At 36.3% G+C, this 13,568-nt stretch carries 12 protein-coding genes; 5 read left to right on the top strand and 7 right to left on the bottom strand.

Going from position 1 to position 13,568, the window contains the following annotated elements; genetic code table 11:
• Window positions 1-550: 550 nt before the first annotated feature.
• From F6K40_RS26495 to F6K40_RS26510, 4 genes are all read left to right on the top strand, one after another.
• Window positions 551-1,009, top strand: coding sequence for a retroviral-like aspartic protease family protein (locus F6K40_RS26495; protein WP_293140095.1), 459 nt, complete (start codon window positions 551-553; stop codon window positions 1,007-1,009).
• A 395-nt stretch (window positions 1,010-1,404) separates the two neighbouring features.
• Window positions 1,405-1,689 (top strand): UPF0175 family protein, encoded by a 285-nt coding sequence (locus F6K40_RS26500; RefSeq protein ID WP_293140096.1) that lies wholly within the window; start codon window positions 1,405-1,407, stop codon window positions 1,687-1,689.
• On the top strand, window positions 1,690-1,839 hold the full coding sequence (locus F6K40_RS26505; protein ID WP_293140097.1) for a PIN domain-containing protein: 150 nt from the start codon (window positions 1,690-1,692) through the stop codon (window positions 1,837-1,839).
• Between the two features lie 551 nt (window positions 1,840-2,390).
• Window positions 2,391-2,525: a hypothetical protein gene (locus F6K40_RS26510; RefSeq protein ID WP_293140098.1), complete on the top strand. Its 135-nt coding sequence runs from the start codon at window positions 2,391-2,393 to the stop codon at window positions 2,523-2,525.
• A 38-nt stretch (window positions 2,526-2,563) separates the two neighbouring features.
• On the opposite strand, the gene F6K40_RS26515 is transcribed toward F6K40_RS26510, so the two are convergent.
• The 3 genes from F6K40_RS26515 to F6K40_RS26525 all read right to left on the bottom strand — a co-directional run bounded on the left by F6K40_RS26515 (window position 2,564) and on the right by F6K40_RS26525 (window position 6,298).
• Window positions 2,564-4,003, bottom strand: coding sequence for a serine/threonine-protein kinase (locus tag F6K40_RS26515; RefSeq protein ID WP_293140099.1), 1,440 nt, complete (start codon window positions 4,001-4,003; stop codon window positions 2,564-2,566).
• A gap of 182 nt (window positions 4,004-4,185) precedes the next feature.
• Window positions 4,186-4,359: a hypothetical protein gene (locus F6K40_RS26520; protein ID WP_293140100.1), complete on the bottom strand. Its 174-nt coding sequence runs from the start codon at window positions 4,357-4,359 to the stop codon at window positions 4,186-4,188.
• Between the two features lie 16 nt (window positions 4,360-4,375).
• The gene (locus F6K40_RS26525; RefSeq protein ID WP_293140101.1) at window positions 4,376-6,298 is read right to left on the bottom strand and encodes a cation:proton antiporter; all 1,923 of its coding nucleotides are present in this window, start codon (window positions 6,296-6,298) and stop codon (window positions 4,376-4,378) included.
• Window positions 6,299-6,835: 537 nt separating this feature from the next.
• Here F6K40_RS26525 and F6K40_RS26530 point away from each other — a divergent pair.
• Complete coding sequence (locus tag F6K40_RS26530; RefSeq protein WP_293140102.1) at window positions 6,836-7,000, top strand: hypothetical protein; 165 nt, start codon at window positions 6,836-6,838, stop codon at window positions 6,998-7,000.
• A gap of 485 nt (window positions 7,001-7,485) precedes the next feature.
• Here the strand turns inward: F6K40_RS26530 and F6K40_RS26535 are convergent, their stop codons facing one another.
• From F6K40_RS26535 to F6K40_RS26550, 4 genes are all read right to left on the bottom strand, one after another.
• The gene (locus tag F6K40_RS26535) at window positions 7,486-8,715 is read right to left on the bottom strand and encodes a PDDEXK family nuclease (RefSeq protein WP_293140103.1); all 1,230 of its coding nucleotides are present in this window, start codon (window positions 8,713-8,715) and stop codon (window positions 7,486-7,488) included.
• A gap of 180 nt (window positions 8,716-8,895) precedes the next feature.
• The gene (locus F6K40_RS26540) at window positions 8,896-9,225 is read right to left on the bottom strand and encodes a XisI protein (protein WP_293140104.1); all 330 of its coding nucleotides are present in this window, start codon (window positions 9,223-9,225) and stop codon (window positions 8,896-8,898) included.
• The gene (locus F6K40_RS26545) at window positions 9,213-9,428 is read right to left on the bottom strand and encodes an element excision factor XisH family protein (protein WP_293140105.1); all 216 of its coding nucleotides are present in this window, start codon (window positions 9,426-9,428) and stop codon (window positions 9,213-9,215) included. The genes F6K40_RS26540 and F6K40_RS26545 overlap by 13 nt, the downstream gene beginning before the upstream one ends.
• 779 nt (window positions 9,429-10,207) lie before the next feature.
• Window positions 10,208-12,292: a thioredoxin domain-containing protein gene (locus F6K40_RS26550; RefSeq protein ID WP_293140106.1), complete on the bottom strand. Its 2,085-nt coding sequence runs from the start codon at window positions 12,290-12,292 to the stop codon at window positions 10,208-10,210.
• Window positions 12,293-13,568: the final 1,276 nt, after the last annotated feature.

Below are 13,568 nucleotides of genomic sequence, written 5' to 3' on the forward strand. Positions count from 1 at the left end.
GGATTTGGCCACGGATACACGGATTAAGTTGTTTGTATTATTTTCAAACGATCGTCGCTCACAGGGATTTGGCCACGGATACACGGATTAAGTTGTTTGTATTATTTTCAAACGATCGTCGCTCACAGGGATTTGGCCACGGATACACGGATTAAGTTGTTTGTATTATTTTCAAACGATCGTCGCTCACACGGATTTGGCCACGGATACACGGATTAAGTTGTTAGTCTTATTGTCATATCAAATCCGGTAGCATCGATGTTATTCAGTATCTAAAGATAAGAGTCCATATTGTAGGGGCGAATGGCATTCGCCCTCTAATCATTGTATGACGACGACAGAGTTATATTACTCCGAAGCCAACAGATTTGATATCAAACGATCTTTGGGGAAGAGAACACAATTAATTTTCCTTTGCGCAAAGAAACCCCGTTTCTACAAGAAACCGGGTTTCTGGGTTCCCTCTGCGTAAGTCCTGTTTCCTTTAGACTAAAATTGTCGGTAAAACCTCTTTCTTCCTGACTGTATTAGAATAAAATGGAGAAAATTTATGCACTCTGTCAACAAAAACTCAATGGGTAAAATAACCACAACTCTAGTCATCACTAACCGTATAGACGAAGCTGCTGCTTCTCGAAGTTTGATTTCTGCTGAAGAAGTACGTTCTATTGTTATTAAAGATGTTCTGGTAGATACAGGAGCTACAACTCTCTGTTTACCACCAGAAGCGATCGCTCAATTAGGATTAGAAATTCTCAAAGAAGTAGATGTAATGACTGCCACTGGTATTAGTAAAGCACGCATTTTTCAAGATGCCAAGATTTCTCTACTAGGACGGGAAGGAACTTTTGAATGTTTAGAACTTCCTGGAGGTAGCGACGCTTTATTAGGAGTATTGCCACTCGAAGCATTAGGCATTGAACTCGATCTGCAAAATCAACAGTTAAAAGTCTTGCCTACTAGCTCCAGTCAGACTTATCTAACGGCTTTGTTGTATGAAAACATATAGCTACCGCACAATAGGCAAGCATATGTACTTCATACTTCTACAACTATTGTCCAATAAATAAATCAAACATCAATCTTTGATATAAAAAAGGCTGAAGCTTATATATGTAAAGGCTTTTAGCTATTTAACTATTGGCCAATAAATGGTAGCGCATCAATAATCGAAATAGGGTGATATAGCTGCCACTAGGTTCACCTTTTATGTCGGGGATAACCAGCGGAACGAGTGTGAGCATCTTGCTCGCGGATTTAACGAAGTCAGAAGTTGGAAGTTGTTTTTGTATATAATGGATAACCGTAGCTCAATGGTTTTTTTTTGTAATTAGGGGAATAAGTAGTAAAATAGGAATGTAATTTAAGGAGAAAATTAAACTGTAGAATTAGGAGGATTTGAAGATGGCTTTAACAATTTCCGATGAAGGTTTGGAAAATCTTCAGCTCTCAAGTGAGATTAGAGAAAAGGCTCTACAAAAAGCGAAAGAGGGATATGTAATGGCTTTATTAGAAGTAGGAGAAATTAGCAGTGGTAGAGCTGCACAAATTTTAGGTATTTCTCGAATTAAAATGATTGAAATGATGAATAAATGGGGTATTTCTATTTTTGGTGAAGAGCAAAGTTTCGAGGAATTATGTCAAGAAGTGGAACAAGCAGAATTAATTTTAAATCAGCAGAAATTTTAAATGATTATTGTTTCTGATACTACCCCAATTAGTGAATTAGCCAAGGTTGGATATCTTGATTTGTTGCCCCAACTTTTTGGTAAAGTTGTGATTCCCCAGGGTGTATTTAACTTTCCTGGCGGGAAGTCCCGCGCTCTCCATCCCCCCTAACCCCCCGTGCATAGGGGGGAGGGGGAGCGTCGGGATGAAAGCCTGGGCCCGGATTCGGATACCTTCATAAGCTAAACGTTCATATGCCCTTGACAAGCTAAGAGCATTTTGTTATTGTAAAAGTCAAAACAGGGGGAGGACATCACCTCTGTCTAAACAGCGGTCAGGGTTTCCCAGACTGAAGAATCCCTATTTTTCCCGTAAGGGCAACGTCGGGAGTATGTCAATGAATTACAAATAGGTCAGCATCCAGCTGCTTTTATTGTACAAAATTTGACTTGGTTGGAGATTGTAATAGTCAATAATCAGCAGTTGGTTGAGGAGTTACAACAGTCTTTTAATTTAGATTTGGGAGAGTCAGAAGTTTTGTAGGTTGGGTTGAGGTACCCCGAAACCCAACAACAATATTGTACCTGTTGAGTTTTGCTCTCGCTCTACCCAACCTACTAGCTACAAACAAAGGAACTCAGACGAAGAACTGCGCGAGTGGGCAAAAAAGAAATTGCAGCGCTCACACGGATTATGGCACGGATATAAGGATTAAATAGGGTTTGCTTAATAAATGGGGTATTTCTATTTTTGGTGAAGAGCAAAGTTTCGAGGAATTATGTCAAGAAGTGGAACAAATGGAGAAGAAGTTCCATACTCTAAAAATAAAAATCCTTAAAGCTAATCTGCCACTTTAATGCAAACTCAAAATGTCAAGTCTATTTCTTCTTCCAAACTACCGAATCAATTTCTCCCAAGCTCGCCATAAAATCTCTGCACTTTCCACCGGACTTTCCGGCAAAGATTTCCTCGCTTTTTCTAAACACATTTGTGCTTTTTGTTCATCTCCCGACTTCTTAATAGCCAAACTTAACCACAACCAAACCATCGGTTGCTCCGGTTGAATATCCAAAGATTTAAAATAACTTTCTACAGACTTTTCATATCTATTAAATTGATAAAACAAAACACCTAAACTCCGCCATCCTTGCCAATGATTCGGTTGTAACTTTACCACCTTTTCATAACAAAAAATCGCCTCCTCATAACGTTTCAATTGATAACAAACCTCAGCTTTCTTAAACCAAGCATCATAATTATGAGGTCGAATCTTAAGAGCTCGATCATAAGCAGCGATCGCTTCCTCTGTCTTGCCAAACTCCTGCATAATTCGACCTTTAATAACCTGCGGAATTCCACCTAACATTTTTGTTAACAAAGAAGGATTATTACCTCCTGTTTGAGAACCCGAACCAGCAAAATTTTTCTGATATTTGACAGATTCTAATTCCTTTAAGACATCACTTACAGACTGATACCTTTCACTAATATTCGGAGCCAAAAGGCGATCGATAATTATCCCCAAATCTTCACTAACATTAGACTGTAAATATTGTCGCCAAACCCAGTTACCCTCCACCACATCAAACAACTCAAAAGGTGCAACTTGAGTCAACAAATAAATACAAGTCACCCCCAAATTATAAAGATCGCTAGCAGGAACCGCTCTTCCTGCCAACTGTTCCGGTGCCACATATCCCGCACTACCGATAGTTGTTCCAGTTTTCCCCAGGGAAGAGTCCGTAATTACCTTACTCGCCCCAAAATCTACCAACACCAACTGACCTTTAATTTCCCCTCCACCATCAGGAAGCGTAATAGACTTGCGCCGAATAATATTTTCTGGCTTAATATCCCGATGAATCACTTGCCGTTCGTGAACAAACTCCAAAACAGGCAACAAATCCCAAAGTAACTCCTGAATCTGACTTTCCGTAAAAGCTCCATTCCCAACCAACTCTTGTTCCAGATTTTGCCCATCAATAAATTCTTGGATTAAATATTGTTGCTCCCCCTCTTGAAAATGAGCCATTAATTCGGGAATTTGAGGATGTTGACCCAACTCATCAAGTCTAATAGCTTCCCGACGAAACAACTCAGCAGCTTTTTCCGCATTAGCACTACTTTGGGGAAAAAATTGTTTAATTACACACTTGGGAAGCGAAGGTTTATACTCATCCACAGCCAAAAAAGTTTTACCAAAGCCACCTTGACCAATAGGTTTAATCGCACGGTAGCGATCGCCCAATAGCAACTTAGCTCCACAGCTTTGGCAAAATCTATTTTCCGATGGATTAAATGGTTTTCGGCATTCAGAGTTGAGGCAGTAGGTCATTTCAGTTATATCAGGGAACAGGGAACAGGGAACAGGGAACAGTTAAAGACATTTCCGCTTTCTAGATTTATCATTAGTCTATGCCCTAACTAATTCTTTCTTTGCTTTTATAGCAGGGAACAGGGAACAGGGAACAGGGAACAGTTGGAAAGACATTTTCGCGCTCTTGATTCATCATCAGTCTATGCCCTAACTAATTCTTTGTTTGCTATATCAGTTATCAGTACCTCTCTCCTTTGAGAACTCAGAAGCAATACTTCCCACACTTCCCACACTTCCCACCCTTCCCACACTTCCCCCTCTCCCCACCCTCCCCACACCTCCCACCCTTCCCACACTTCCCACACCTCCCACACTCCCCATCTCCCAACCTCATTTAGCTGGTATTTTTTCAGAATCAGTTTCTAGAGCTACACTAGGAATAGGAACTTGTTCAACTGCCGGATGTCTTTCTATAGTTAAAGTTGTCTTCTGAGAACCAGATAATCGTTTCAAAAGTTTAGGTTTCGGGTCATGCAGCAAATAAATAATCCGATCGCCTGGTTGCCAATTTTCTGTGGCAGACAATACTTGAAGACTTCCTTGCCGTTCGAGCAAAAGTGGTATGAACTGCCCAGACTTAATCATTTCCTTGAGATGAGTCTTTTGAAATTCAAATCCCAATTGCTTCAGCACTGTTTCACCTAATTTCACCTCTTTGTCAGAAAGATATTGATTCCAACTTTTCAGATTTAACTCAGTCGTAAATGCTTGTTGAACCTTGTCTTTATTATTATTATTTTTCTCCTGGGGACTTTTTGGATAAACAGCTAATACCCTTGGTGGCTTAAATTCTTCTGCTGCTCTTTGAGCCAAAACTAAATTTACTTCCCCATTCTTCGTCATTGCTAAAAAAGTTCCTACTGATTCTAAACCAGCTTCTTCTAGGACATTAGTATCCAAGGCACTACTTTTGTATGCTTGTAAACCTTCTGTTTGTGCCTGTTTACAACCATCCTCATTTGTATCAATTAGTACCACTGATTCACCCCGGTCTTTAAATATCTGTCCAATTAATCGAGACAGAGGATTTGAACCTACAATTACAGCACCAGTAGCAGAACTAGAGGTAATTCCTAACATTTGAGCCACAAATCTTGCGGTTAGTCCTTGACTAAAAACGGTCATTATAATTGTCAGGAATACTAAAGCTTTAATAGAGTCACCACCATTGATACCTTTCTGAGTTAATAAGATGGCAAACAGAGAAGAAACTGAAGCCGAAACTATTCCTCTAGGGGCAACCCAACTCACAAACATCTTTTGTCGCCAATTAAGCTGACTATTCCAAGTACAGATTAATACATTGAGGGGACGAACCAGAAACATTAAGCTCAAAACTGTCAATACACTTCCCCAACCCAGGGCAACGACACTTGCTAAAGATAGGTCTGCTGCTAATAAAATGAACAATACCGAAACACCTAGCATTGTCAGTTGTTCTTTGAAGCGCCTAATTAATCGCAATTCTGGTATTTCAGCAGCTCCAACTACTATCCCCGCTACTACTGTAGTCATTAACCCAGATTCACTCCGGACTTCTTCTGCTAGACCAAACATTCCCCACAAAGCAGCTAAAACAACTAGGTTTGCTAATTCTTCCGAGAGAAATTTTGCTCTTTTGAGACTAAATCCAAGTATCCAACCTCCTGCTGCACCAATAATAGTGCCCATTCCTAAGCGCACAACCAGGTCTCTAAATAATCCTACAGGGTCAGCACCTTCATTTAAAACGATATTAAGTACCAATACGGCCAGAATTGCTCCTACAGGATCGATGAGAACTCCTTCTCCTTCCAGCAAAGTAGCTATTTTGCGGTCTACTGATACCTGTTTGAGCAATGGTCCTACTACTGTTGGCCCTGTAACTACTACTAAGGAGGCATAAAGAAAAGCGATCGGCCAAGGAAATTCTCCTAACCAGTGGGCAGCCATACCTCCACCAATTAGTGTGACTAATGTCCCTATGGTTACTAAGTTGCGGATACTGCCGGAAACTTTTCCTAATTCTCTTAGTTCCAAATTGAGGCCACCCTCAAACAGAATTAGGGCTACGAATAGAGAGACTATAACTTCTAGACCACTGCCTAATAGGTTTGGATGTATTAGGCCGAGACCATCTTTACCTACTAAAATACCAAATAGTAGCAAAAAGACTATTGCAGGTACTTTCAGGTAGGCGGCCACAACTTGAGAAGCTATACCACAGGCGACTGTAAGGATAATCAGGAGAGTTATATTGAACGGTATTTCCATAAGCGTTTTTGTCCCAGGTTTACCAGCTTTTTTTCTCAGGGTTCAGATTTTGGTTCTGAAATTTTCTCTTTTAATTTTTGCTGGTTAGTTTTTCTAGATTTTTTTTCGGATTGACGAATAAAGTTATTATTTTTTTGAACGATTAATTATTTATTTATAATTAGGTTTTTTCCAGGAATTATTGGCATAAAACAATTTAACTAGCAAGCTTTTGACTTTTTAATTAATTTGTTTTCTTGCTTAATTTGTTATTTGTATATATTGACTAATTTTTACTAATTTTTACTCATTTTTTTCCCAAAATATATAAATATCATTTGTATTATAACTACTATTAACTAAAGTGCAACTATGGTTAATTTTTCACTCTTGCAGAAATACGGATAATCTCTATATATGAGACCAATTTGATAAAATAATGTTACAAAATAGTGTTAATATGGAAAGTTAGCTCTGAAATATGTAGGGCAAGTATTTATCCAAATGGTATAAGTAATTTACAGCAGTTTTCATGTCGGTAGACCACAGTAGGGGCGAATGGCATTCGCCCTTACAGGTAAGTTATATGCAACGTCCCTACAAGATTTTGGTTATGGCGATGCTGTAAGTTCTATCTCATATCAAGTCCATTTAATTAGTGATGAAAAAATCTATTCTCTACTTAGTGCAAATCTCTTATTTAATGTAATGGTAGTAAATTAAAAGTTGGGCGTTGGTGAATGATTGTATGATTTTTAGTCGTAGGGGCGATTCGCGAATTGCCCCTACAGTAGTCAGTAGTTAAAACAACTTTTTTCTTACTATCAATCTTACTCTGATCGGATATTTTTTAGTAGGGAAGAAATTGGATTTGATCTAAATTTTATTCAAAGTCTTTCTAACCATTTTTGGAGTGCTAAATCAACTAAGGAGTCTAGAGATTTATCATCAGTTTCTATAGGTGTATCACCGACATTCTTTAACCCAATTACTCCATGTACATTTGTTACACCAATTCCTTTACGACAATGATAGTAAGTTAAAAGTTGGGCGTTGGTGAATGATTGTATGATTTTTAGTTGTAGGGGCGATTCGCGAATTGCCCCTACAGTAGTCAGTAGTTAAAACAGCTTTTTTCCTTACTATCAATCTTACTCTGATCGGATATTTTTTAGTAGGGAATAAATGGGATTTGATCTAAATTTTATTCAAAGTCTTTCTAACCATTTTTGGAGTGCTAAATCAACTAATGAGTCTAGAGATTTGTAATAATCTAAAACTTTTGAATTTAATTCTTCCCCCATTCTTTCTCTGGACATTTTTTTATAATGCTTAAATAACTCTACATCTTCGTATGTTAAAAGTTTTGCGTGTTCGTAATCACTAAGAATTCTATTGACTACCTGAAAATATTTATTCACTATAGTTGGTTTTATTGGTAAAGTATATATACCCTTAACAATTCTATTTCTGTCAGTTACTGTTAATTTGCAACAATCTCCTTCTGTTTCAATTGCTTCTATTAACTTTTGCATACTCCTTTTCTGCTTATTTATTTTTGTTCCTACTCCACTTGAAACATAACCTTCAATCAAAGCTTTATCTTGCCAATCTGTCCAAATTCTAGCTCTTCCAATTCTTGAACTTTCTCCTGCCTTATATGGTATCCATAGAAATAATATTAACTCACCTTTATCTAAGAAAAATTCAGCACAAAATTTGCTGCTTTTACCACTACCACTTCCGTACTTAATACTTCCAGCAGAAGCAAATTCCTGAATTTTAGGATTAAATCTGAGAATTTTCTGTCGAACCTTCAATACCTCTTTTTGCTGTTGAGCATCTAAATTATTTACAACTTTTGAAAGTGCTTTAGGTGGAGCTGGTAAATCTAAATCATTTTCTAGTTCTTGATAGGGAATAATTGCTTTTGAAATCTCTCCATTATCAATATCTTTCAAACAGAGATAAAACTTCTCCTCATCTTGAATAATAGAAAACTCTAAAAACTGAAAATCAAGAGTATGATATTTTCTATCTGTAAAATTATCCCGATGAAAATTAGGAGTAATTGCTACTAATCTCACAGGTTGCTGATAATCAACTTTATCACTAAAAGGTTTCTCATCTAACAAAGCATCATAATAACGAGTCAACTGTTGAATAATTCCCCTATCCTCAACATTTTTTAACTCCAAAACTACTAACTTTTTCTGACTATCAACAGCTAAAATATCACACCTTTGATTATTCACAATATGTTGTTTTTCTAAGACATTTAAACCTAGTAAAATTTCCAAATGTTCATAAAGAAAATCCTCTAAAATTTCCTCACTGACAAATTCCCATCCGGAGCCAGTCTTTTTTAAAGATGCGTTACTAAACATATAGTCATAAGAAATAATTTGTGAAAAAAACTGTAGGGGTTTGGTCTCCAAACCCAAGCAAAAATATTATAACTTATTTATGGTTGCTGTATAATTAAATCTAAATTTTAGAGATAATTTAATACTCATTTATTCAACAGCAACGTAAGCATTAAGCTATTAGAATTTCTGTTCCGTAATCCTGGGCGAACAGCGCAACTTCTCACTTTAAAATATGAGTTCTGGCATAGCTTATTCCACTGCAAATCCAGTAAATTGACGTAAATAGGGAGCTTTAAAAGCTAAAACAATATCTTTTTTAGGAACTCCAGCAGCTACTAACTCATTTGCTATTCCTATTTCAGTTCTATCCCTCTGAATCAAAATTTTACCCTCTTTTATATCAACATGAATAACACAGCCATAAACTCGTTTTTGATCTTTCCATCCTAAATTAATTACTTGATAATGCTCTCGTTTTGTGTCAAAAATTAATTGTACTTTAGTGTCTTTATCTAAGTCATTACCTGAGTGTTTAGTCAAAATAGTTTGAACTAATTCTTGATAATTTATTCTTTCCATAAAACTATTTCCTCTTTCATCGCTTCAAAAATTACTAATTTGAGTTGATGTTCAGCAATTAATTCTTGAATAAATTGATTGCTGAAAAAATCACTGTAGATATCTTGGCTAATTGCTAAATATAAAACTCTTTCTGGTTGTTTTTTTCTAAGAGCAGAACGATAACTAAGAAATTGACCTAAAGCTCCATAAAAGCTGTTCAACAATTAATAATTAATAATGAATAATTAATAATTATTAATTACCTCTCCTTGAAACTGATAGGATTGACTAATCATAAAAATTTTTATTTATTATCCCCTATCCAAGGGGAGGCTTTAAACCAAAATTTTTCGGTTAAATCTGATGCACCATTCATTAATGGATAATGGATAATGGATAATTGATAATTGATAATTGATAATTGATAATTAAGGTTTGCTGAAAAAGTCTTTTTACTCTTTGTAGTAGTCAGTATAAATGCTGAACTTAGGCAATGTAGTTGGAAAAATTATCCCTTAATTTTGGAGCTGTTGTCTGTTGAAAATCCTCACTTTTTGCAGCTCACGGGAACCAAAAAACTGGTACTTTCTCTGATTAAAAATGTCTTATATCATGTCCCGTTGAACAGTGATAAATAAATAACTACGGAGGAGTCAGGAGTCAGGAGGGAAGAAAGAAGGAAGAGGAAGAATAGGAGAAGAAGAAGAAAGTTTTTTTATAACTAATTATCCGGACATGATATTAAATCCTTACTGTATAAGTTTTTTAGATTTAATCAGCAAACCCTAATTAGAAATATAGCGTTTTTATTTGAGATGCGGAAACAGAGTGTTATTAAAAAGGTATGGAGGTTTGGAGCAATGGGTAATGGTAAAGAATATAAAACAATGGATAATTGATAATTAATTAATTAGAGATATAGCATTTTTATTTGAGATATTGACATCTCATCTGAAAACACTATAGTTTTCATTATTCATTATCAATTATCCATTATCAATTATCCATTATCAATTTTCGCCGAACGATTTTGACTTTCCTCTAAATTTTCCAATAATTCCTGTTTACTCAAAGAGGGTTTTTTACAAATCAAACCTTGACAAACTAATCCCACAGAATTCTCTGGTAAATCTGTTTGTCTCTGATAAATAACAGTAGGAAAATACTGAGTAATTAAATTAGAAATTTCTGCTTCAGAAGTTTTGACTAAAGTGTGATTTCTATACCAATCTAGGGCAACAAATAAACTCGGACAAGCTTGGGGGGATTTTTTCATTATGCTGCTAAAAGCTGTTAAAGCTGACTCAGCTCGGTCAAGATAATGTAATTCTTCAGTTAGCAAAAATAGACGTACTAAATTAGTAATTGCTATGCCATTTGCTGCGGGAGTTGCATTATCAATATAATTCCGTTCTCTTAATATTAATTCTCCACTAACATCTGTCGGAGCATTATAATAACCTGCTGCTTCTAGACTCCATAAAAATTCATCAAATTCATTTTGTAATTTGATTCCTGTTTCTAACCAAAAATTAGCATTTGATAAAGTTTCTAAACTAATCGAAGTCTGCTGTAAATCTAGTAATGCTTTAATAAACAAAGCATAATCTTCCGACTGTGCAATTACTGCAGGTTTTCCATCATAATTTAGCCGATAAAAACGTCCGTCAACCCACTGATTTTTGATGATAAAATTAGCAGCATTAACTGCTAAATCTAGATATTTAGAATTCTTAAATACTGTAGCTGCTCTTGCTAATCCAGAAATCATTAAACTATTCCAGGCAACAATCATTTTAGTATCTGTTACTGCGGGAATTCTGCCAGGCCAGTTATTATTTTTTGCCTCTTGATTATTTGCTGCTGGTGGAAAAGTTTCTAGATTAAAAGGTTGAACACCATAGCGCAGTTCAAATAATTTAGATAAAGAATTTTCTACAGTTTCGCTTAACTCTCCTACTTCCTTTCTTTGCAAGACAATTTTTCCTTCAAAGTTGCCATTAGATGTAATAAAAAATTGTTCTGATAGTTCAGATAATTCTTCCGAGGTTAATAAATTTTCTAATTCTTTATAACTCCAAACATAGAAAGCTCCTTCTTCTGGTTCTACCTCATCTGGAGTGGTAAAACTATCAGCATCTTGGGCAGCATAGAAAAATCCTGCGGGTGCTGTCATTTCTCTTTTTAGCCAATTTACTGTGCCAATAATTCCCCGTTTAAAAGCTGCTTCTTGATATCCTGAACTCCATAAATTAGCTAAATACTCAACAATTTGACCGTTATCGTAGAGCATTTTTTCAAAGTGAGGAACCGTCCAAGTAGAATCTACTGTGTAACGATGAAAACCCCCGGCAACATGATCGTAAATTCCGCCTAATGCTAAATCTAATCCCCTTTTTAAACAAATTTCATTACTGTTATATTGAGATTCAAAATTAAACTTTATTCCCTGTAAAGCAGCTTCAGCATAAGGTATCATTGGAAAACTTTGTTGGGAGTAGCGATCGCTAATTATTGCTGTACTAACTTCTAAACCTTTTTGTAATACTTCTTCGCTTAAATCTTCTGCTTCGGGTAATAAAACTGACTTCCTTAAACCCTCTAACATTTCCGCTTTTAAAGCGTCAAGTTTGTTTTTTTCAAGGTCATAAAAACTCCTAATTTTTTGTAAAACTTCTAAAAAACCTGGTCTTCCATAACGAGGTTCAACAGGGAAATAAGTACCACCAACAAAAGGTATTAAATCATCAGGAGTTAAGAATATATTTAACGGCCAACCACCTTGCCCAGTTAACATTTGTAGTGCCTGCATATAGATGCTATCTACATCAGGTCTTTCTTCTCTATCTACCTTAATTGGTAAAAAATTTTCATTCAAATATTGAGCGATTTTCTCATCAGAAAATGCCTCTCCTTCCATAACAGTACACCAGTGACAACTTGAATAACCAATTGATAGAAAAATCAGCTTATCTTGTTGCTTCGCAGTTTCTAAAGCTTCCTCACACCACGGCCACCAATCTACAGGATTTTCTGCGTGTTTGCGGAGATAAAGACTTTGGGATGTAGCTAAACGATTAGTCATATTAATGTTGCCCCTAATTACGGATAATATTGTCAATTATCTGAGTATTTTTAATAATGGATAATTAACTTTGCTGAAGATTATAACCTATTTATAAGGAAGGCAGAAGGCATCCCCCCTACCCCACGAGTGAAAGGGGGGAGGCAGAAGGGAATATTGGTTGAAAGGGAAAAGATTTTTTTATAAGTGATTATCCAAACATGATATTACTCCAAAGATACAAATAATTAGGTTAAAATTTATCTGCTTTTTTTAATTAAAATTATGACAAATTTCTTCACCTAAAAATCTAGTATCTGCCACCTAATATCATGTCCGGTTGAATAGTTATTGTATAGTTGGGAGTAGGGGAGTAGGGGAGTAGGGGAGATTGAATACTGAAGTAATTATAGAATTATTAACATATACTATATAACCGGATTCTATATAAAACCTAATATCATGTCCGGATCAGAACGTGATAAAAAAACTTTCTCTTCATTTATAGCTTAAAATTCCCTCCTCTTCCCTCATAACTCATTACTCATAACTCATAACTCATTACTCATTACTCCTCCATTTTTATTTATAACTATTCAACCGGACATGATATAAAACCTATCACCGAAAAATTGGGGTAGTTACGCCGACTCTTTTAAGGGGATAAAATAAATAATATTCCTGATTTCAATGCCGATCGTGAGCGCCGAAGCTACTGTTTCGCTGCGCGACATCTTTGCGGAGCATTCCGTCAGGAAAAAACGCAGTTCCTCATTCCCGCTTCGCGTAGCGCTATACATTTTGTCATGCAGAATGTAGTGGCGTGACACAGCTAAAACTGTGGATTATATCATGTCCGGATCAGAACGTGATAAAAAAACTTTCTGCTCCTTATAACTTACAGCGCTTTTCTTTCTTGATGAACCACATCGTCACAACCAAAACCCCGTAGGGACGTTCCATGGAACGTCCCTACTGTGGTCTACCGTGCAGGAAAACTGCTGTAAAATTCCCTCCTCTTCCCTCATTTCTCCTGTACGGACGTTGCTTGAACATTAATGCGTTACATGTCGCGCAGCGTTAGCGGAGCGAAAGCGTCAGCAATACGTCCCTACCTCCTGACTCCTCCATTTTTATTTATAATATAGAATCCGGGTAATTAGTTATCGTATTACTCCTCAGTAATCGGACAATCGGACCATCTCCCCCAACAATACACTCTTGTATTCAACCGGATTTGATATTACTCCTTACTCCTTACTCCTTACTCCTTACTCCTTACTCATTACTCATTACT

This window comes from Okeania sp. SIO3I5, from assembly GCF_010672085.1.
GTDB lineage: Bacteria > Cyanobacteriota > Cyanobacteriia > Cyanobacteriales > Microcoleaceae > Trichodesmium.

Coding starts and splice junctions, on each gene's coding strand:
- F6K40_RS26495 (WP_293140095.1), top strand. CDS start 551: ATGCACTCTGTCAACAAAAACTCAATGGGTAAAATAACCACAACTCTA.
- F6K40_RS26500 (WP_293140096.1), top strand. CDS start 1,405: ATGGCTTTAACAATTTCCGATGAAGGTTTGGAAAATCTTCAGCTCTCA.
- F6K40_RS26505 (WP_293140097.1), top strand. CDS start 1,690: ATGATTATTGTTTCTGATACTACCCCAATTAGTGAATTAGCCAAGGTT.
- F6K40_RS26515 (WP_293140099.1), bottom strand. CDS start 4,003: ATGACCTACTGCCTCAACTCTGAATGCCGAAAACCATTTAATCCATCG.
- F6K40_RS26525 (WP_293140101.1), bottom strand. CDS start 6,298: ATGGAAATACCGTTCAATATAACTCTCCTGATTATCCTTACAGTCGCC.
- F6K40_RS26530 (WP_293140102.1), top strand. CDS start 6,836: ATGGCATTCGCCCTTACAGGTAAGTTATATGCAACGTCCCTACAAGAT.
- F6K40_RS26540 (WP_293140104.1), bottom strand. CDS start 9,225: ATGGAAAGAATAAATTATCAAGAATTAGTTCAAACTATTTTGACTAAA.
- F6K40_RS26550 (WP_293140106.1), bottom strand. CDS start 12,292: ATGACTAATCGTTTAGCTACATCCCAAAGTCTTTATCTCCGCAAACAC.